The organism is Streptomyces anandii JCM 4720, assembly GCF_014650655.1.
Taxonomy (GTDB): domain Bacteria; phylum Actinomycetota; class Actinomycetes; order Streptomycetales; family Streptomycetaceae; genus Streptomyces; species Streptomyces anandii.
In genome coordinates this window covers 123,660-143,612 of sequence record NZ_BMVJ01000020.1, presented here as the reverse complement: position 1 = coordinate 143,612, position 19,953 = coordinate 123,660, and the positions used below count along the sequence as shown (strand labels likewise).

15 protein-coding genes and 1 pseudogene are annotated in these 19,953 nt (G+C 73.3%); 15 read left to right on the top strand and 1 reads right to left on the bottom strand.

Translation table 11 applies throughout. From position 1 onward, the window contains the following. The 5 genes from IE249_RS38780 to IE249_RS28755 form a co-directional block, all read left to right on the top strand. Positions 1–527: type II secretion system F family protein (locus tag IE249_RS38780; protein ID WP_229859461.1), on the top strand; the 527-nt coding region annotated here is incomplete at its 5' end. Further along, positions 524–1,348, top strand: a complete 825-nt coding sequence (locus IE249_RS28770) for a type II secretion system F family protein (protein ID WP_189709362.1) — start codon at positions 524–526, stop codon at positions 1,346–1,348. The genes IE249_RS38780 and IE249_RS28770, both read left to right, overlap by 4 nt. 55 nt (positions 1,349–1,403) lie before the next feature. Beyond that, a complete protein-coding gene (locus tag IE249_RS28765; RefSeq protein ID WP_189709360.1) occupies positions 1,404–1,604 on the top strand; it encodes a DUF4244 domain-containing protein in 201 nt (66 codons plus the stop codon). A gap of 25 nt (positions 1,605–1,629) precedes the next feature. After that, positions 1,630–2,013, top strand: a complete 384-nt coding sequence (locus IE249_RS28760; protein WP_268249726.1) for a TadE family type IV pilus minor pilin — start codon at positions 1,630–1,632, stop codon at positions 2,011–2,013. Then, positions 2,010–2,477, top strand: coding sequence for an Rv3654c family TadE-like protein (locus IE249_RS28755; protein WP_189709356.1), 468 nt, complete (start codon positions 2,010–2,012; stop codon positions 2,475–2,477). The genes IE249_RS28760 and IE249_RS28755 overlap by 4 nt, the downstream gene beginning before the upstream one ends. On the opposite strand, the gene sftH is transcribed toward IE249_RS28755, so the two are convergent. Then, complete coding sequence (gene sftH, locus IE249_RS28750; protein ID WP_189709354.1) at positions 2,474–4,939, bottom strand: DEAD/DEAH box helicase; 2,466 nt, start codon at positions 4,937–4,939, stop codon at positions 2,474–2,476. The genes IE249_RS28755 and sftH overlap by 4 nt on opposite strands. A gap of 83 nt (positions 4,940–5,022) precedes the next feature. On the opposite strand from sftH, the gene bldG reads away from it, so the two are divergent. The 10 genes and pseudogenes from bldG to IE249_RS38775 all read left to right on the top strand — a co-directional run. Beyond that, entirely contained in the window at positions 5,023–5,364 is a 342-nt protein-coding gene (gene bldG, locus IE249_RS28745) for an anti-sigma factor antagonist BldG (RefSeq protein ID WP_009189842.1), read from the top strand. Positions 5,365–5,469: 105 nt separating this feature from the next. Next, positions 5,470–5,901, top strand: a complete 432-nt coding sequence (locus tag IE249_RS28740; RefSeq protein ID WP_189709352.1) for an ATP-binding protein — start codon at positions 5,470–5,472, stop codon at positions 5,899–5,901. A 332-nt stretch (positions 5,902–6,233) separates the two neighbouring features. Then, the gene (locus IE249_RS28735; protein WP_189709350.1) at positions 6,234–8,639 is read left to right on the top strand and encodes a sodium-translocating pyrophosphatase; all 2,406 of its coding nucleotides are present in this window, start codon (positions 6,234–6,236) and stop codon (positions 8,637–8,639) included. A 196-nt stretch (positions 8,640–8,835) separates the two neighbouring features. After that, positions 8,836–9,441 carry a small secreted protein gene (locus IE249_RS28730; protein WP_189709348.1) on the top strand — a complete coding sequence of 202 codons (606 nt, stop codon included), beginning with the start codon at positions 8,836–8,838 and terminating at the stop codon, positions 9,439–9,441. A gap of 136 nt (positions 9,442–9,577) precedes the next feature. Beyond that, positions 9,578–11,098, top strand: coding sequence for a DUF7059 domain-containing protein (locus IE249_RS28725; protein ID WP_189709346.1), 1,521 nt, complete (start codon positions 9,578–9,580; stop codon positions 11,096–11,098). 365 nt (positions 11,099–11,463) lie between these two features. Further along, positions 11,464–11,661, top strand: a complete 198-nt coding sequence (locus tag IE249_RS28720; protein WP_189709344.1) for a hypothetical protein — start codon at positions 11,464–11,466, stop codon at positions 11,659–11,661. Between the two features lie 257 nt (positions 11,662–11,918). Continuing rightward, a complete protein-coding gene (gene topA, locus IE249_RS28715; protein ID WP_189709342.1) occupies positions 11,919–14,789 on the top strand; it encodes a type I DNA topoisomerase in 2,871 nt (956 codons plus the stop codon). Between the two features lie 122 nt (positions 14,790–14,911). After that, positions 14,912–18,241, top strand: a complete 3,330-nt coding sequence (gene tmk, locus IE249_RS28710) for a dTMP kinase (RefSeq protein WP_189709341.1) — start codon at positions 14,912–14,914, stop codon at positions 18,239–18,241. Positions 18,242–18,364: 123 nt separating this feature from the next. Next, complete coding sequence (locus tag IE249_RS28705) at positions 18,365–19,570, top strand: DNA polymerase III subunit delta' (protein ID WP_189709339.1); 1,206 nt, start codon at positions 18,365–18,367, stop codon at positions 19,568–19,570. Positions 19,571–19,713: 143 nt separating this feature from the next. Further along, positions 19,714–19,953 (top strand): annotated as a pseudogene (locus tag IE249_RS38775) (alpha/beta hydrolase); the annotation flags it as partial.

Here is a 19,953-nt window from a genome sequence, read left to right as displayed (position 1 = left end):
ACGCGGTGATCGCCCTGTGCGGCGCGCTGGCCGGTGAGGTGAGGGCCGGCCGGCAGCCGGGCGCGGCGCTGCTGCGGGCCGCGCACGACTCGGGCGGCCTCGGGGACGGGCAGGCGGCGGTGCTCGCGGCGGCGCGGTTCGGCGGGGACGTTCCCGGGGCCCTGGTCTCGGCGGCACGGCAGCCGGGTGCGGAGGGGCTGCGCGGGCTGGCGGCCTGCTGGCGGGTGGCCGTCGACCAGGGCGCGGGACTCGCGGCCGGGCTCGACCGGCTCGAAGGCGCGCTGCGCGCCGAGCGGGACCAGCGCGCCGACCTGCGCGCCCAGTTGGCCGGCGCCCGGGCCACCGCGGTGATGCTCGCCGCCCTGCCCGCCCTCGGGATCCTCCTGGGCACCGCCATGGGCGCCGACCCGCTGCATGTGCTGCTCCACACGGGAGCGGGCCTCGGCTGCCTGCTCGTCGGCGGGGCGCTGGAGGGAGCAGGCCTGTGGTGGGCCCTGTGGATCACGCGGCGTGCGGAGGCGGAATGAGCGCCGACGCCGTCCAGATGGTTCACGTCGTCCACAGGCTGGGGACGGCCCTGGGTGCGGCGGCCCTCCTGGTGCTGCTGGTCCGGTGGCTGGAGAGGGTGCGCCGGGAACGCAGAGCGCGGCGGCGGATGGCCGCGCTGCTGGACCGGACACCGCGGAACGTGCCGCGGCCGGGGGCACCGGCACCGAGGTCCCGGCTCCCCGGAATCGCCGCCCTGCGGCCGTGGTTGCCGGTCGCCGGGGCCGCGGGCGCCTGCTGGGTGCTGGTCGGGGGGCTCACCGCAATCGCGGTCGGACTGGCCGCGGCGGCCGGGCTGCGGAGGTGGCGGCAGTCGGCCGGGGGCCGTCCCGAGCCCGAGTTCGACGCCGTCGGAGCCGCCCGTCAACTGCCCCTAGCCGCCGACCTGCTGGCTGCCTGCATCGCCGCCGGCGCGGGTCCGGTGATCGCCGCCCAGGCGGTCGGCGAAGCCCTGGACGGACCGGTCGGACAGGCGCTGGCGCGGGGAGCGGCGGAGGTGCGGCTGGGTGGCCGACCAGCCGACGCCTGGTGCCGGCTGGCCGCGATACCGGGGGCCGCGGCCCTCGCGCGGCTGCTGGAACGGGCGGACGAGTCGGGGCTGCCCGCCGCCGGACCGGCCGCGCGGCTCGCCGCCGACGTCAGAGCGGACCGGGCCCGTGCGGCCACGGCCCGGGCGCGCAAGGCGGCCGTCCTGGTCAGCGCCCCGGTGGGGCTGTGCTTCCTGCCCGCCTTCGTCGCGGTCGGTGTGCTGCCCGTGGTCATCGGACTGGCGGGCGGGGTGCTGCGAGCAAGAGGCGGCTGACCGTCGCCGCTGATCGATGGAAACCAACAGATACCGAGACCCGACGGGGGTTGAGATGTACGGAAAGGCACGGGCACGACTGCGTGCCCTGGTGGCCCGGATGCGGCGGGACGCCGGAATGGTCACTTCCGAATACGCGATGGGCATCATCGCGGCGGTGGCGTTCGCCGTGCTGCTCTACGAGGTGGTGACCAGCGGGGAGGTCAAGACGGAGCTGCAGAACATCGTGAAGAAGGCGCTCAGTGCGCGGACATGAGAGGAGCGGACATGAGGGGAGGGGCCTGCCGAACGCCCGGGGCGCCGACCACGGGTTCGTGACGGCCGAGGCCGCCATGGTGCTGCCCGTGCTGGTGCTGGTGGTGACCACGCTGGTGTGGGGGCTGCTGGTGGTGCTCGCGCAGATCCAGTGCGTGGACGCGGCCCGGGTGGGCGCCCGGGCCGCCGCCCGCCAGGACCCCGAGGACGCGGTCACCCGGGTGACCCGCGAGGCCGCTCCCGGCGGGGCGCGGGTGACGGTCACCCGGGAGGGCGAGCACGTCCGCGTGGTGGTCGTGGCCGATCCACCGGGGCTGGGGGTGCTCCCCTTCCGGCTCAGGGAGGAGGCCGTGGCGGAGTCGGAGGAGGCGGCTGGGGCGCCGCCGGCACAGGAAGGGGCGGGGTCATGAGGCGCCGGTTCGCCGGTTCCGACCGGGGGTCCGCGACCGTCTGGAGCGTGGGTGCGATCGCGCTGCTCTGCGTGGTGTTCGGGGTCGGCCTCGCCCTGGGGCAGGCCGTCGTCACCCGGCACCGCGCCGCCGGGGCCGCCGACCTCGCGGCCCTCGCGGCGGCGGACCACTGGGCGGAGGGCCGGGCCGCGGCCTGCGCCCGAGCGGACCGTGTGGCCCGCGCCCAGGACACACACCTCGTGCGGTGCGCCGTCGTGGGCGAGGTATCGGACGTCACGGCGACATCGCGGCGCGGCCCGTTCAAAGCCGAGGCACGCGCAAGAGCCGGACCACCCGGCCCACCCGGCCCACCGGGCCCCTCCACCCCATCAGCACGACCGGGCCCACCGGGACCCTCCGGCACGCCGTCCGCGACCGGCCCGCCGGTACCCGCGGCACCGGCCCCCGTCACCCGGACGGGCTAAGCCTCCGTCTCTTTCTCGGGGGCCCCGCGCAGGAGCGCCGTCAGGAGGCGTACGGCGCCGCGTTTGTGGAGGGGGTCGTTGCCGTTGCCGCACTTGGGGGACTGGATGCAGGAGGGGCAGCCGGCGTCGCACTCGCAGGAGGCGATGGCCTCCCGGGTGGCTGTGAGCCAGGCGCGGGCGGTGCGGAAGGCACGCTCGGCGAATCCCGCGCCGCCGGGATGGCCGTCGTAGACGAAGACCGTGGGCAGGAGCGTGTCCGGGTGGAGCGGGACGGAGACGCCGCCGATGTCCCAGCGGTCGCAGGTGGCGAACAGGGGCAGCATGCCGATCGACGCGTGCTCGGCGGCGTGCAGGGCTCCGCCGAGGATCTCCGGGCTGATCCGGGCCTCGTCGAGCTGGTCCTCGGTGACCGTCCACCACACCGCCCGGGTCCGCAGCGTACGAGGAGGGAGGTCGAGTTTCGTCTCGCCCAGCACCTCACCGGTCAGGACGCGTCTGCGCAGGAAGGAGACCACCTGGTTGGTGACCTCGACGGAGCCGTGGCACAGGCGGCCCGCGCCCCAGGGGACCTCGATGTCCGTCTCCAGCACGGAGATCGCCGTCGTGTCGCGGGCGACCGTCGTGTAGGGCGGGTTGGCCTCCTCGACCAGGGCGACCGAGTCGTCCAGGTCCAGGGCGCGTACCAGGTACGTACGGCCCTGGTGGAGGTGGACCGCGCCCTCGTGGACGGTCGTGTGCGAGGCGGCCTCGTCGACCGTGCCGAGCAGCCGGCCGGTGCCGGCCTCGACGATCTGCACCGGGCGTCCGCCCTCGCCGCGGATGTCGGCCAGGTCGGCGGCCCGTTCCCGGCGCGTCCAGTGCCAGGCCCTGGTCCGCCGGCGCAGCAGCTTCGCGGCCTCCAGCTGCGGCAGCAGCTCGGCGGACGCCGGTCCGAACAGCTCGGTGTCCTCCTCGGTGAGCGGCAGCTCGGCGGCGGCCGCGCACAGGTGCGGGGCGAGGACGTAGGGGTTGTCGGGGTCGAGGACCGTGGACTCCACCGGCTGGTCGAAGAGGGCCTCGGGGTGGTGCACCAGGAATGTGTCCAGCGGGTCGTCGCGGGCCACCAGCACCGCCAGCGCGCCCTGTCCGGCGCGGCCCGCCCGGCCCGCCTGCTGCCACAGGGAGGCGCGGGTGCCCGGGTAGCCGGCGATCAGCACGGCGTCCAGGCCGGCGACGTCGACGCCCAGCTCCAGGGCGGTGGTGGCGGCGAGTCCGAGGAGTTCGCCGGAGTGCAGGGCGCGTTCGAGGGCGCGGCGTTCCTCGGGGAGGTAGCCGCCTCGGTAGGCCGCGACCCGCCGGGCCAGCGGGCGTTCGATCTCCGCCAGCCGCTCCTGGGCGATCACCGAGATCAGCTCGGCGCCGCGCCGGGAGCGTACGAAGGCGACCGAGCGCACGCCCTGCAGGGTGAGGTCGGTCAGCAGGTCGGCGGTCTCGGCGGTGACGGTGCGGCGTACGGGGGCGCCCTTCTCGCCCCGCAGCTCGGTGAGCGGCGGCTCCCACAAGGCGAACACCAGTTCACCCCGAGGTGAGGCGTCGTCGGCCACCTCGACCACAGGGACGCCGGTCAGGCGGCGGGCGGCCACCGCGGGCTCCGCGGCGGTCGCCGAGGCCAGCAGGAAGACGGGCGAGGCCCCGTAGCGCGCGCACAGCCGCCGCAGCCGGCGCAGCACCTGGGCGACGTGGGAGCCGAAGACGCCCCGGTAGGTGTGGCACTCGTCGACGACCACGAACTTCAGGGCCCGCAGGAACGAGGACCAGCGGGGGTGGGAGGGCAGGATCCCGCGGTGCAGCATGTCGGGGTTGGTCAGGACGTGGTTGGCGTACTGGCGGATCCACTCGCGTTCCTCGGGCGGCGTGTCGCCGTCGTACACGGCGGGCCGCACGGCCTTGCCCAGCGGCCCGGCGAGTTCCTTCACCGCCCGGCACTGGTCGGCCGCCAGGGCCTTGGTGGGGGCGAGGTAGAGGGTGGTGGCGCCGCGGCCGTTCGGCGCCTCGGAGCCGTCCAGAAGGGTGGAGAGGACCGGGACCAGATACGCGAGCGACTTGCCGGATGCGGTGCCGGTGGCGACGACCACGGAGTCGCCGTCCAGGGCGTGCTCGGCGGCCCGTGCCTGGTGGGCCCAGGGGTGTTCGATTCCGCACGCCCGCACGGCCGCGACGACCTCCGGGCGAATCCGGTCGGGCCAGACGGCATGCCGACCCGCCCGCGGGGGCAAGTGCTCCGTATGAGTGATGCGCGCAGCCCTGCTCGGCCCGGAGGCGAGCCGGTCCAGAACCGCGCCTGGCGTCAAGCGGGTTGCGGGGTCCGCCGGGGGTCGATCGGATCGGTGATTCTTGGCCATCGGGACCGAGTCTGTCACCGGCGTGACGGACAATGGAGCCAAGGCGTCGTGCACGCCTGCCGGTAAGTGATTGAATGCCATCGCGGCTGGCGAACCGTCCCGGGGGCTTCCAAGCCGAGGTGTCCCGAGGGGCGACCGCTCGATAGCAAGGTGCTGGAGGATCCGTGGACCTGTCCCTGTCGACCCGTACCGTCGGCGATCGTACGGTCGTCGAGGTCGGTGGCGAAATCGACGTATATACCGCGCCCAAGCTGCGCGAACAGCTGGTCGAGTTGGTGAACGACGGGAATTTCCACCTCGTCGTGGACATGGAGGGCGTGGACTTCCTCGACTCCACCGGGCTCGGCGTGCTGGTCGGAGGCCTGAAGCGGGTGCGTGCCCATGAGGGCTCGCTGCGCCTGGTCTGCAACCAGGAGCGCATTCTCAAGATCTTCCGCATCACCGGTCTGACCAAGGTGTTCCCGATCCACACCTCGGTCGACGAAGCGGTGGCGGCCACCGACTGACCGCCGGCCCCGGGCGGTGTCCGGGGCGGAAGAGATCAACGCGGGGGACCGGGCTCTCGGCGGCCCGGCCCCTCGACAGCACGCCCGTAGCTCCGAGGGGGATGCATGGCCACCGTCGAACTCCGCTTCAGCGCGCTGCCCGAGCACGTCAGGACCGCCCGTCTGGTGGCGGCAGCGGTGGCGCGCAGGGCCGGAGTGGACGAGGCCGTCCTCGACGAGGTCCGGCTCGCCGTCGGCGAGGCCTGCTCCCGTGCCGTCGGTCTGCATCAGATCGGCGGCATCTCGGCGCCGGTGAAGGTGATGCTGATCGAGGAGGAGAAACAGTTCTCCATCGAGGTCGGCGACGAGGCCGCGCACGCCTCGCACGGCCCCGGGGACTCCCCCGGCGCCATGGACGAGGCGGAGGCCGAGGAGGACGAGATGGGCCTCGCGGTCATCAGCGGGCTCGTCGACGACGTGCAGGTCTCGGCCGGGGAGCACGGCGGGTCCATCAAGATGACCTGGCCGACCGCACCGCCGGCCGTGGCGCTCTCCTGAGCAGCAGACGTCCCTGAGCCGAGCAGGCTGACCGAGCACCATCCGAAGGGCCCCACCGAGTGGGGCCCTTCGGCATGTCGCGGCGCCGGTCACCGGGCTTACAGTAGTCATGCCATCAATTCGTGAATTCGTTCACGATCATTTAGCGCGATAATGGATCAAGCGTCAATGCTTTTGAGGCATTACCGCTTTCGGGTTCGGTGACCGCCCGGCGATCATTTGCTGAGAAGCATGTGAAGGCTGATTCCATTTACGGCGTACTGTTTTGATCAGGTTCCGGTACCTACAATCCGTCCACATCTTGAGCTCAGCCCAAGCGTCAAGGAGGACGAATGGCGGGGCTTTCTACCCCTGAACAGTTGGGTCACCCCACAACCCTCGCGGCCGCAGTCCTGACTCACGACAATCGGATCATCGTGGCGGTCATCGCGGCCGTCGCGCTGGCCGCACTCGTGGTCGCCGGCGTCCTGGTGCGCCAGGTGCTCGCGGCGGGCGAGGGCACCGACAGCATGAAGAAGATCGCGGAAGCAGTCCAGGAGGGCGCCAAGGCCTATCTGGGCCGTCAGCTGCGCACGCTCGGCGTATTCGCCGTCGTCGTGTTCTTCCTGCTCATGCTGCTGCCCGCGGACGACTGGAATCAGCGTGCCGGACGGTCGGTGTTCTTCCTGATCGGTGCCGCCTTCTCGGCGGCCACCGGGTATATCGGCATGTGGCTCGCCGTGCGCAGCAATGTGCGCGTCGCCGCGGCGGCCCGGGAAGCGACCCCGGCGGAAGGTGAGCCCGAAAAGGATCTCACCACCGTCTCGCACAAAGCCATGAAGATCGCGTTCCGCACGGGCGGCGTCGTCGGCATGTTCACGGTGGGGCTCGGCCTGCTGGGCGCCTCCTGTGTGGTGCTGGTGTACGCGGCCGACGCGCCGAAGGTGCTCGAGGGCTTCGGCCTCGGTGCGGCACTCATCGCGATGTTCATGCGTGTCGGCGGCGGCATCTTCACCAAGGCCGCCGACGTCGGCGCCGACCTGGTCGGCAAGGTCGAGCAGGGCATTCCGGAGGACGATCCCCGCAATGCCGCGACCATCGCCGACAACGTGGGCGACAACGTCGGCGACTGCGCCGGCATGGCGGCGGACCTCTTCGAGTCGTACGCCGTCACGCTGGTCGCCGCCCTCATCCTCGGCAAGGCGGCCTTCGGCAACGACGGCCTCGCCTTCCCGCTGCTGGTGCCGGCCATCGGCGTGATCACGGCGATGATCGGCATCTTCGCGGTGGCGCCGCGGCGCGCCGACCGCAGCGGCATGAGCGCCATCAACCGCGGCTTCTTCATCTCCGCGGTGATCTCGCTCGCGCTGGTCGCGGCGGCCGTCTACACCTATCTGCCGTCCACCTACTCCGGTCTGACCGGCGTCACCGACGCGGCGATCCGCGGCAAGGACGGCGATCCGCGCGTCCTCGCGCTCGTCGCGGTGGCGATCGGCATCCTGCTGGCGGCCGTGATCCAGCAGCTGACCGGCTACTTCACCGAGACCACCCGGCGTCCCGTCAGGGACATCGGCAAGACCTCGCTCACCGGCCCGGCCACCGTCGTCCTCGCCGGCATCTCGGTCGGCCTGGAGTCGGCCGTCTACACCGCCCTGCTGATCGGCCTCGGCGTGTACGGGGCGTTCCTGCTCGGCGGTACGTCGATCATGCTGGCGCTGTTCGCGGTGGCGCTGGCCGGCACCGGCCTGCTCACCACGGTCGGCGTGATCGTCGCCATGGACACCTTCGGCCCGGTCTCCGACAACGCCCAGGGCATCGCCGAGATGTCGGGCGACGTCGAGGGCGCGGGCGCGCAGGTGCTCACCAACCTGGACGCGGTGGGCAACACCACCAAGGCCATCACCAAGGGCATCGCCATCGCCACCGCCGTCCTCGCGGCCTCGGCGCTGTTCGGGTCGTACCGCGACGCGATCACCACCGGGGCGCGCGACGTCGGGGAGCAGTTGTCCGGCGCGGGCGCACCGATGACCCTGACCATGGACATCTCGCAGCCCAACAACCTGGTCGGTCTGATCGCGGGCGCGGCGGTCGTCTTCCTCTTCTCGGGGCTGGCGATCAACGCGGTGTCGCGGTCGGCGGGTTCGGTGGTGTTCGAGGTGCGCCGGCAGTTCCGTGAGAAGCCCGGGATCATGGACTACACCGAGAAGCCGGAGTACGGCAAGGTCGTCGACATCTGCACCAAGGACGCCCTGCGCGAACTCGCCACGCCCGGACTGCTCGCCGTCATGGCGCCGATCTTCATCGGATTCACGCTCGGCGTCGGCGCGCTCGGCGCCTACCTCGCCGGCGCCATCGGGGCGGGCACGCTGATGGCGGTGTTCCTCGCCAACTCCGGTGGTGCCTGGGACAACGCCAAGAAACTGGTCGAGGACGGCCACCACGGCGGCAAGGGCAGCGAGGCCCACGCCGCCACGGTCATCGGGGACACGGTCGGCGACCCCTTCAAGGACACCGCCGGCCCCGCGATCAACCCACTGCTGAAGGTGATGAACCTCGTCTCGCTGCTCATCGCGCCCGCGGTCATCAAGTTCTCCTACGGCAGCGACAAGAGCCTCGGGGTACGCATCATGATCGCGATCCTGGCGCTGATCGTCATCGTCGGCGCGGTCTACATCTCCAAGCGGCGCGGAATCGCCGTGGGTGACGAAGACAACGCCGAACGGGTGTCCAAGTCGGCCGATCCCGCGGTGGTTTCGTAGGCGGTCTTGAGGGAGGCCCAGCTCATCAGGCGGGCGGGCGGCGCGTGTGACGTGCCGCCCGCCCGCTGTGTGCGCGGGTGCGCCCCGAGCCGTGAGCCTTCTCTCGCTTGGTGCAAATGGCTTCAAGAGGGTCCATAACGGGTGCTCGACCGGGGTTTGCCGGCGATACGGCGTGTATGTTCCGGGGCCGAGAGCCATGGAAGGGACCAAACCGGTGAACAAGAAGCTCGCGGCCGCACTGTCCGGCGGTGCGGTACTGGCACTGGCACTGACGGGTTGCGGCGACAACAGCGCCGACAACAAGAACGACGCGCTGAACACCTGGGCCAAGCAGGTGTGCGAGGCGGTGCAGCCGCAGGCGAAGAAGATCGAGGCCGCCAGCGCCGCGATCCAGAAGCAGACCTCGGACAACAGCCCCACGACGGCGGTCCAGAAGACCGACGCGCAGGCGTTCCAGGACATGTCCGACGCCTACAAGGCGATCGGCGCCGCCGTGAGCCGGGCCGGCTCCCCCAACGTGGACAACGGCAGCAAGAAGCAGCAGGACGCGGTCAAGGAACTCAACGACCTCAGCGCCTCCTACGTCTCCCTCAAGCAGCAGGTGGACAAGCTCGACACCAAGGACCAGGCGAAGTTCGCCGACGGCCTCAAGGGCATCGCCACGCAGCTGGACAAGCTGAGCAAGACCGGCAGCGACGCCCTGAAGAACCTGGAGGAGGGCGACGTCGGCAAGGCCATGGCCCGCCAGCCCACCTGCAAGTCCGCCTCGGGCTCCGCCTCCGCGCCGGCGACCAGCGGCTGAGCCCCGGCGGGTGGGTCGTTACGGCTGAGCCCCGGCGGGTGGGCCGTGACGGCTGAGCCCCGGCGGACGGGTCCGGCCGGAAAACGGCGCGGTACGCGCGCGTGCGATGTCGGTGCCGACCGACACAATGGGGGACGTGAGTGACTCCAGCCTGACCGACCTGCCCGCCGCCGACCGCCCGGACGTCGCCGCCCGGCTCCGGGACGCCCTGCTCGGCGCCTCCTTCACCGCCGACGGACTGCTCGACCTGCTCGGCGCGCCCGCCTACGCGGCCCTCGCGCGCAGCGAGACCGTGCCCGCGCTGCGGGCCACGCGCGGGGACACGCCGCTGGAGATGCTGGTCCGGCTGTTCCTGCTCCAGCAGCCCGTGCCGCACGCGCGCGTGGCGGACGTCCTGCCCGTCGACGCCTGCCTGGAGACCGGCTGGCTGGTCCGCGTGGGCGGCGACGAGCTCGCCGCGACCGTGGACGTGCGGCCGTACGGCGGACTGGACGGCGAGGACTGGTTCATCGTCTCCGACCTGGGCTGCGCGGTCGGCGGCGCGGGAGGCATCGGCAGCCGTGAGGAGGGCGTGGTCCTCGGCGTCGGCGGCGCCTCCACGACCCTCGCCGGCATCACGGTCCGTACGCCCGTCGCCTCCGCGCTGGACCTCGGCACCGGGTCCGGCATCCAGGCGCTGCACGCGGGACGGCACGCCACGCGCGTGACGGCGACCGACGTCAACCCGCGCGCGCTGCACATCACCGCGCTCACGCTCGCGCTGTCCGGCGCCCCGGCCGCCGATCTGCGGCAGGGCTCGCTGTTCGAGCCGGTCCGCGACGACGAGAGGTTCGACCTGATCGTGTCGAACCCGCCCTTCGTGATCTCACCCGGCGCCCGGCTCACCTACCGCGACGGCGGGATGAGCGGGGACGATCTGTGCCGCACGCTCGTTCAGCAGGCGGGGGAGCGGCTGAACGAGGGCGGGTTCGCGCAGTTCCTCGCCAACTGGCAGCACGTGGAGGGGGAGGACTGGCAGGACAGACTCAGGTCGTGGGTGCCCCGCGGGTGCGACGCCTGGATCGTGCAGCGCGAGGTGCAGGACGTCACGCAGTACGCCGAGCTGTGGCTCAGGGACGCCGGCGACCACCGCGACGACCCGGCCGAGTACCAGGCGCGGTACGACGCGTGGCTCGAGGAGTTCGAGGCGCGCAAGGTGCGGGCCGTGGGCTTCGGCTGGATCACCCTGCGCCGTACGGCGGCCGCCGAGCCCTCGGTCACCGTCGAGGAGTGGCCGCACGCCGTCGAGCAGCCGCTCGGCGACACGGTCCGCGCGCACTTCGAGCGCCTCGACTACCTGCGCGAGCATGACGACGCGGCCCTGCTGGAGGCGCACTTCCGGCTCGTGCGGGAGATCGTGCAGGAACAGGTGGGCCTGCCCGGCGCCGAGGACCCGGAGCACGTGGTGCTGCGCCAGCACCGCGGAATGCGCAGGGCGACCGCCGTGGACACGGTCGGCGCGGGCTTCGCCGGGGTCTGCGACGGCACGCTGAGCGCCGGCCGGATCCTGGACGCCATCGCCCAGCTGATGGGCGAGGACCCGGTCCTCCTGCGCGACCGCACACCCTCGCAGATCCGCCTACTGGTGGAGCAGGGCTTCCTGGAACCGGCCGACTGACCGGACGCGGGCGAACCGACCGCGCACCGGGGACCGAGCGGCAGCGCGGGCTGAGCGGGCGGGAGCCTGGAATGCGCCCTCGGCAGCCCCGGGACCGGCTCCCGGACCCGCGCGTGCGGGTGCCGACGGGCTGAGCCGGCGGGCGCCGGCCGGTGCCGGAGGCCGAGGGGGCGGAGGGTTTTTCGGTCACGTTCTTTTTTCGGCCTCGGGCGTTCCCTCGTCGCGTCGGCGTGAACACGTTGCGTGACGGCGGGCGGCGGGGCGCGCGGGCGGGCTCGCGCGCCGTTCACCGCCGGTTGGCCCGGTCGTCGCCCGCGGGTGTCAGCCTCGCGGACCGGGGGATCCGGATGCGGGAGGGGACGTACATGGAGAGCGGGCCGGCGATCTTCACGGGGACGGTGTTCGCCCTGTTCGGGACGGCACTGCTGGGCTGGACGGCGACCCGCGTGCGGCACCGGGAACCGGTCGCCCCCGGCGCGCCCCGGGCGATGTCGGTTACCGTCGCCGGTGTGGCCGCCCTCACGGCCCTGGCCCTCGGAGCGTGGTGCTTCACCCGCCTGTGACGACCGCCGCAGCGGTGTCCCCGCGCCCCGCTTCCGGTAATTGAGGGGTAACCCTCCGCATATCACCGATGGGGCCGGTGGGCACTCCGGGCGGCAGGAAGGGCGGTAGTCGGGTTACCGTTCGAGTGGCCGTTGCGGGCTTTTCCCGTTTGACACGGGGGCGGGATGTACCGTCACACTCCGCAGCGTCAGCACGACCCGACCCCGGGAAACCAAGGCCTGGGGAGATCCAGAGCCGACCGGAGAGAAGAGCGAAGTTGTCCCCGACCAGCGAGACCGCACAGGGCGGCCGCCGACTCGTCATCGTCGAGTCGCCTGCCAAGGCGAAGACGATCAAGGGCTACCTCGGCCCCGGCTACGTCGTCGAAGCGAGCGTCGGGCACATCCGCGACCTTCCCAACGGGGCCGCGGAGGTCCCCGAGAAGTACACCGGCGAGGTCCGCCGCCTCGGTGTGGACGTCGAACACGACTTCCAGCCGATCTATGTGATCAACGCGGACAAGAAGGCCCAGGTCAAGAAGCTCAAGGATCTGCTGAAGGACTCCGACGAGCTCTTCCTCGCCACCGATGAGGACCGCGAGGGCGAGGCCATCGCCTGGCACCTCCAGGAGGTGCTCAAGCCCAAGATCCCCGTCAAGCGGATGGTCTTCCACGAGATCACCAAGGACGCGATCCGGGCCGCCGTCGCCAACCCGCGCCAGCTCAACCAGCGCCTGGTCGACGCCCAGGAAACCCGCCGCATCCTCGACCGCCTCTACGGCTACGAGGTCTCCCCGGTGCTGTGGAAGAAGGTCATGCCGCGCCTGTCGGCGGGCCGCGTGCAGTCCGTCGCGACCCGGCTCGTGGTCGAGCGGGAGCGCGAGCGCATGGCGTTCCGCTCCGCCGAGTACTGGGACCTGACCGGCACCTTCTCGACCGGCCGCGCGGGAGACACCTCCGACCCGTCGTCGCTGGTCGCCCGGCTGCAGAGCGTCGACGGCCGGCGTGTCGCACAGGGCCGCGACTTCGACTCCGTCGGGCAGCTGAAGAGCGCGAACACCCTCCACCTCGACGAGGCGAACGCCCGCGCGCTCGCCGCCGCGCTGGAGGACACCCGCTTCTCGGTCCGCTCCGTCGAGTCCAAGCCGTACCGCCGCTCGCCGTACGCCCCGTTCCGTACGACGACGCTGCAGCAGGAGGCGAGCCGCAAGCTCGGCTTCGGCGCGAAGGCGACCATGCAGATCGCCCAGAAGCTGTACGAGAACGGCTACATCACGTACATGCGTACGGACTCCACCACCCTGAGCGACACGGCGGTCTCCGCCGCACGCGCCCAGGTCACGCAGCTGTACGGCGCCGACTACCTGCCGCCGCAGCCGCGCACGTACGCCGGGAAGGTCAAGAACGCCCAGGAGGCGCACGAGGCGATCCGCCCCTCGGGTGATCGTTTCCGCACTCCCGCCGAGACCGGGCTGACCGGTGACCAGTTCAAGCTCTACGAGCTGATCTGGAAGCGGACCGTCGCCTCCCAGATGAAGGACGCGACCGGCAACTCCGTCACCGTGCGCATCGGCGGCGCCGCGGCCGACGGCCGGGACGTCGAGTTCACCGCGTCCGGCAAGACCATCACCTTCCACGGCTTCCTCAAGGCCTACGTCGAGGGCGCCGACGACCCCAACGCCGAGCTGGACGACCGCGAGCGCCGGCTGCCCCAGGTCGCCGAGGGCGACGCGCTGAGCGCCGAGGAGATCACGGCCGACGGGCACGCCACCAAGCCCCCGGCCCGCTACACCGAGGCCAGCCTGGTCAAGGAGCTCGAAGAGCGCGAGATCGGCCGCCCGTCGACGTACGCCTCGATCATCGGCACCATCCTCGACCGCGGGTACGTCTTCAAGAAGGGCACCGCCCTGGTGCCGTCCTTCCTGTCCTTCGCCGTGGTCAACCTCCTGGAGAAGCACTTCGGGCGGCTCGTCGACTACGACTTCACCGCCCGGATGGAGGACGACCTCGACCGCATCGCACGTGGCGAGGCCCGCGCGGTGCCGTGGCTCAAGAGGTTCTACTTCGGTGAGACCGTGCCCGACAGCGGCTTCGCCGCGGGCGGCGAGGGCGGCGCCGCCGACGCGGGCAACGGCGACGGCGACCACCTCGGCGGCCTCAAGGAGCTGGTGACCGACCTCGGCGCGATCGACGCCCGCGAGGTCTCCTCGTTCCCGGTCGGCAATGACATCGTGCTGCGCGTGGGGCGCTACGGCCCCTACATCGAGCGCGGCGAGAAGGACACCGAGCAGCACCAGCGGGCCGACATCCCCACCGACCTCGCGCCCGACGAGCTGACCGTCGAGCTCGCCGAGGAGCTGCTCGCCAAGCCCAGCGGCGACTTCGAGCTGGGCACCGACCCGGCCACCGGCCACACGATCGTCGCCAAGGACGGCCGCTACGGCCCGTACGTCACGGAGGTGCTCCCCGAGGGCACCCCCAAGGCGGGCAAGAACGCCGTCAAGCCGCGCACGGCCTCGCTGTTCAAGTCGATGTCCCTGGACACCGTCACCCTCGACGACGCGCTCAGGCTGATGTCGCTCCCGCGCGTGGTCGGCACCGACGCCGAGGGCCAGGAGATCACCGCGCAGAACGGCCGCTACGGGCCGTACCTGAAGAAGGGCACGGACTCGCGTTCCCTCCAGAGCGAGGACCAGCTCTTCACGATCACGCTGGAGGAGGCGCTGGCGATCTACGCCCAGCCCAAGCAGCGTGGCCGCGCGGCCGCCAAGCCGCCGCTCAAGGAGCTGGGCGAGGACCCGGTCAGCGGAAAGCCGGTCGTGGTGAAGGACGGCCGCTTCGGGCCGTACGTCACCGACGGGGAGACCAACGCGACCCTGCGCTCCGGCGACAGCGTCGAGACGATCACCCCGGAGCGCGGTTTCGAACTGCTCGCGGAGAAGCGCGCCAAGGGGCCGGCCAAGAAGACCGCGAAGAAGGCGCCCGCCAAGAAGGCGACGGCGAAGAAGACCGCCGCCAAGAAGACGGCGTCCACGGCGGCGAAGAAGACCGCCGCCAAGAAGACGACCACCGCGAAGAAGACGGCGGCGAAGAAGACGACGTCCGCCGCCGCCAAGAAGGCAGCGGCCTCGCAGGCGGCGGAGGACTGAGCCCGCCGCGATCTTCACCGCTCGTCCGCGGCGCGCACACCCCGGCACCACTTTCGTGCCGGGGCGTGCGCACGTTCGGACGGTCACCACGCGCTGTCGGTGCGTCCCGATAGGCTGAACGCATGACGCGAGCCGAGCAGCCAACGGCCCACACCCCGGCCCCCGACGACGCACTGGTGGCGGACTCCCGCGAGCGCGCCGTCCGCGCCCTGCTGCACCGTCCGCAGATGCGGCGGTTGTGGAGCGCACAACTGGTGGGAGGTGTCGCCGACACCCTCGCGCTGCTGGTCCTGGTCCTCCTCACCCTCCAGGCGGTCATCGACGAGGGCTCCTTCGGCGGCGGCTACCGCGGCGCGGCCCTGGCGGTCGCGGCCGTCTTCGGGGCGCGCATCGTGGCGACCGTGCTCTTCGGCGCGGTCCTGCTGGGCCCGCTCACCTCGCTCACGTCCCACGAGGGCCCGCTCGACCGCCGCTGGACCATGGTCGGCACGGACGGCGTGCGCGCCGCGCTGCTGATCGTCGCCCCGCTGTGGATCGACTGGACGCCGGCCGACGCGCCCGTCCTGCTGCTCGTCACCGTCTTCCTGACCGGGGTCGCCGAGCGGCTGTGGACCGTGTGCCGGGAGAGCGCGGCGCCCGCGCTGCTGCCCGCCCCGCCCCCCGAGGGCGCCACGGTGCGTCCGCTGCCCGACCACATGGACGCCCTGCGCCGCCTGACGCTGCGCACGACCTTCCTGACGATCCCGCTGGCCGCCGCCGCGCTCGTCGTCGCGTCCCTGTTCAACAACCTCCTGGGCACCGCCGTCGACTGGTTCGACCAGCACCAGGCGGCCCTCGGCGCGTACGTCGCGGCCGGCCTCTTCGCGGCCTCCCTGTCCGTGCTGACCTACCTCGAGCTGCCGGGCACGCGCACCCCGCGCGCGCGGTCGCCGCTCGAGGGCCTGCGCCGCCCGAAGAACGCCACCGGCGTCGACAAGGGCCGCACCGGGGCCGTCCCCCTGCTCGTGCTCGCCTCCGCGTCCGTCGCCGGGGCGATCGCCGCCGCCGTCTCCGTCTGCGCGCTGCACGCCGGGGACCTCGGCGGCGGCCCGGTGCTGTACGGACTGGCGGTGCTCGCCCTCACCGGCGGCGTCGTCCTGGGCATCCGTACGGCCCCGAGGGCCCTGGTGTCCCTGTCGCGGCGCCGCCTGCTGGCGCTGGCGATCGCCCTCACCGGCGTCGCGCTGCTCGCCGCCGGACTGGTCCCCGACGTCACCACCGTCCTGCTGATCCTCGCGCTGGCCGGCGTCGGCGCGGGCGCGGCCGCCAACACCGGGCACGCGCTGCTCGACCAGGAGACCGAGGACCACCGCCGGACGCGCATGACCGAGCACCTGCACGCGGTGGTGCGGGTCCTCGTCGCCCTCGCCGCGGTGCTCGCCCCGGTGGTCGCGGCCGCGATCGGCCCGCACCGGCTGGAGAACGGGCGGTTCGTGTTCGCGCACGGCGGCGCCGCCTTCACGCTGATGCTGGTCGGCGCGCTGCTGCTGCCGGTGGCGGCGCTCGTGCTGGCCAAGGTCGACGACCGCTCCGGCGTACCGCTCAGGCAGGACCTGGTCGACGCGCTGCGCGGTGGCGACGACCCGGTGACGGCGCCCGCGGCCACCGGTTTCTTCATCGCCCTCGAAGGCGGCGACGGGGCCGGCAAGTCCACCCAGGCCGAGGCCCTCGCCGAATGGATCAGGTCCAAGGGTCACGAGGTCGTCCTCACCCGGGAGCCGGGCGCCACGCCCGTGGGCAAGCGGCTGCGGTCCATCCTCCTGGACGTCTCCTCGCAGGGCCTGTCCCACCGCGCGGAGGCGCTGCTGTACGCCGCCGACCGGGCCGAGCACGTCGACACCGTCGTACGGCCCGCCCTGGAGCGCGGCGCCGTGGTGATCACCGACCGGTACATCGACTCCTCCGTCGCCTATCAGGGCGCCGGCCGTGACCTGTCCCCGACCGAGATCGCGCGGATCTCCCGCTGGGCCACCAACGGCCTGGTGCCGCACCTGACGGTCCTGCTTGACGTCTCGCCGGAGACCGCCAGGGAACGCTTCACCGAGGCGCCCGACCGCCTGGAGTCGGAACCGGCCGAGTTCCACGCGCGCGTGCGGGCCGGTTTCCTGACCCTGGCCGCCGCCGACCCCGGGCGCTACCTCGTGGTGGACGCCGGGCAGGAGCCCGAGGCCGTCACTGCCGCAGTCCGGCACCGGCTGGACCAGACGCTGCCGCTGTCCGAGGCCGAGCTGAAGGCCCAGGAGGAGGCGCGCCGCAAGGCGGAGGAGGAGGCCCGGCGCAAGGCCGAGGAGGAGGCCCGGCGCAAGGCCGAGGAGGAGCGCCTGGAGCGCGAGCGCCAGGAGCAGCTGGCCCGGCTGCGCGCCGAGGAGGAGGAGCGCAAGCGGCGCGAACTGGAGGAGGCGCAGCGGCGCGAGGCCGAGCGGCAGGCCGAGGAGGCCCGGCAGCGCGCGGAGGAGGCGCGGCGCAGGGCCGAGGAGGAGCAGGCCCGGCTGCTCGCCGAGGAGCAGGCCCGCGCGGAGGCCGAGGCCCGCCGGAAGGCGGAGGAGGAGCGGCGCCGCAAGCAGGCCGAGGAGGAGGCGCGGCTGCGCGCCGAGGCCGAGGCGCGGCGGCTGGAGAAGCAGCAGAAGGCGGAGGAGGCCCTGCTGCGGGCCGAGGAGGCCCGGCGGGCGGCGGAGCAGGCGACGGCCGCCGCGCAGGCGGGTCCCCGCCGGCCCGCGGAGCCCGGTGGCCCGGCGGTGCCGCCGGAGGCGGCGACCGTGCCGACCCCGGTGGTGACGCCGACGAACGCGTCCGGCGGCCCCGCGGACGAGACGGCGGTTCTTCCGCCGGTGCGGGAGACGCGGGAGGAGCGGGCAGAACGGACGGACCGAGGGGATGCGCGGGGTGCCTCGCGGACTCCCCGCGCAGCCGTCGAGTCCGAGTCGGAGACCACGGCGAAGCTGCCCAAGCCGCCGGTTCCCCCGGCCCCGGCGGGCGCGGCCGACGAGACGGCCGTACTGCCGTCCGTGCCGCCCGCGGGCGCTGCGGACGAGACCGCCGTACTGCCGCCGGTGGGCGCCGACGAGACGGCGGTGCTGCCTCCGGTGCGCGACGAGGCCGCCGACGAGACCGCCGTGCTCCCGCCGGTGCGCGGCGAGGATCCCGCGGACCGGGTTCCGCCGGGGTTCTTCCGGCAGGGGCCGCGGACGGGCGCGGGGCCCGACGGCACCGACGAGCGGACGCGCGAGCTGCCGCAGGTCCAGGAGGACGGCGGCGCACGGCGGCGCCCCCGGCCGGACTGGGCCGAGGAGACCCCGCTGGACGACCTGCCGACACTGGCGGACGAGTTGCTCGGACCGCGCGAGGACGGCGGCGACGACGAGGACCGGGCCGGCGGTGGGGACGGCGGCCGCGGTCGCGGCCGCAGGCGCTGAGCCGGCCCGGCGGGCGGCGCGCCTGCGGAAGGGCGGCCGGGTGGGCCGCCCGTCCGCGTTGTCAGCGGTCCCCCGCACAATGGAGGGCGGACCGCGAAGTGTGACGAAAGGGCCGGGTGACCCATGAGCGTGTGGGACGACCTCGTCGGGCAGGAGAGGGTCGGCGAGCAGCTGATCGCCGCCGCCCGGGACGCCGACGCCCTGGTCACCGCGGCCGCCTCCGCCGCACCGCCGCCGGAGGCGTCGAAGATGACCCATGCCTGGCTGTTCACGGGGCCGCCCGGCGCCGGCGTCACGCAGACGGCGCGGGCCTTCGCCGCCGCCCTGCAGTGCGTGAGCCCCGACCGCGCCCTGGGCGGCGCCCCCGGCTGCGGCTTCTGCGACGGCTGTCATACGGCGCTGGTGGGCACGCACGCCGACGTCAGCACCGTCGCCGCGGTCGGCACCCAGATCCTCGCCGAGGACATGCGCGACACCGTCCGCAAGTCGTTCACGTCCCCGGCGAACGGCCGCTGGCAGGTGATCCTCGTCGAGGACGCCGAGCGGCTGAACGAGAAGTCGGCCAACGCCGTCCTCAAGGCCGTCGAGGAGCCCGCCCCGCGCACGGTGTGGCTGCTGTGCGCCCCCTCGATCGAGGACGTCCTGCCCACCATCCGCTCCCGCTGCCGCCACCTGAACCTGAGCACCCCGTCGGTGGCCGCCGTCGCCGACATGCTCGTACGCCGCGAGGGCGTCGAACCCGACGCGGCCGCCGCAGCCGCCCGCGCCACCCAGGGCCACGTGGACCGCGCCCGCCGCCTCGCCACCGACCCCGCGGCGCGTGAGCGCCGCGCCGCCGTGCTCAAGCTGCCCCTGCGCCTGGACGACGTCGGCGGCTGCCTCAGAGCCGCGCAGGAGCTGGTGGACGCGGCCTCGGAGGACGCCAAGTCGCTCGCCGAGGAGCTGGACGCCAAGGAGACCGAGGAGCTGAAGGCGGCGCTGGGCGCGGCCCAGGGCGGCCGGCTGCCGCGCGGCACCGCGGGCGTGATGAAGGACCTGGAGGACAAGCAGAAGCGCCGCCGCACCCGCACCCAGCGCGACAGTCTCGACCTCGCCCTCACCGACCTCACCAGCCTCTACCGCGACGTCCTCGCCCTCCAGCTCGGCTCCCGCGTGGCCATCGCCAACGCCGACGCGCAGGACACCCTGGACCGCGTGGCCGGCGGCAGCTCGCCCGAGTCCACCCTGCGCCGCATAGAGGCGATCGCCGCCTGCCGTGACGCGCTCGACCGCAACGTGGCCCCGTTGCTGGCGGTGGAGGCGATGACGATGGCGCTGAGAGCGGGCTGAGGCCGCCGCGCGGCTCGGCGGGGCCGGGGGCCCGGCACGCTCGCGGACCGCGGCCGCTCACCGCGAGCCACCGCTCATCACTCGTACGAGGCACGCTGTGCACGGAGAGTGCTCAGCTCATTGCGGAGGGTTACGCTCGTTCGATGCACATCAGGCGCGCCCTCCGCATCCGGAGTCCACGGCTCCCCCTCGCCCTTCGCCCGGCCCGGACCGGCGGCTCGCTCCTCGTGGCCGCCGCCCTGCTCGTCTCGGGCTGCTCCGCCGCCGGCACCCAGCAGCGCCCGGCGACCGCCCCCGCGGCGGACGCCGTGCTGGCCGCGCTGCCGCAGTCCACCCCGGCCGCCCTGTCCCGGTACTACGCGCAGAGGCTGACCTGGCGCAAC

Excerpts from the sequence above, each read along its gene's own strand:
- IE249_RS28770 (WP_189709362.1), top strand. The coding sequence starts at position 524 with ATGAGCGCCGACGCCGTCCAGATGGTTCACGTCGTCCACAGGCTGGGG.
- IE249_RS28765 (WP_189709360.1), top strand. The coding sequence starts at position 1,404 with ATGTACGGAAAGGCACGGGCACGACTGCGTGCCCTGGTGGCCCGGATG.
- IE249_RS28755 (WP_189709356.1), top strand. The coding sequence starts at position 2,010 with ATGAGGCGCCGGTTCGCCGGTTCCGACCGGGGGTCCGCGACCGTCTGG.
- sftH (WP_189709354.1), bottom strand. The coding sequence starts at position 4,939 with ATGGCATTCAATCACTTACCGGCAGGCGTGCACGACGCCTTGGCTCCA.
- IE249_RS28740 (WP_189709352.1), top strand. The coding sequence starts at position 5,470 with ATGGCCACCGTCGAACTCCGCTTCAGCGCGCTGCCCGAGCACGTCAGG.
- IE249_RS28735 (WP_189709350.1), top strand. The coding sequence starts at position 6,234 with ATGGCGGGGCTTTCTACCCCTGAACAGTTGGGTCACCCCACAACCCTC.
- IE249_RS28730 (WP_189709348.1), top strand. The coding sequence starts at position 8,836 with ATGGAAGGGACCAAACCGGTGAACAAGAAGCTCGCGGCCGCACTGTCC.
- IE249_RS28720 (WP_189709344.1), top strand. The coding sequence starts at position 11,464 with ATGGAGAGCGGGCCGGCGATCTTCACGGGGACGGTGTTCGCCCTGTTC.
- tmk (WP_189709341.1), top strand. The coding sequence starts at position 14,912 with ATGACGCGAGCCGAGCAGCCAACGGCCCACACCCCGGCCCCCGACGAC.
- IE249_RS28705 (WP_189709339.1), top strand. The coding sequence starts at position 18,365 with ATGAGCGTGTGGGACGACCTCGTCGGGCAGGAGAGGGTCGGCGAGCAG.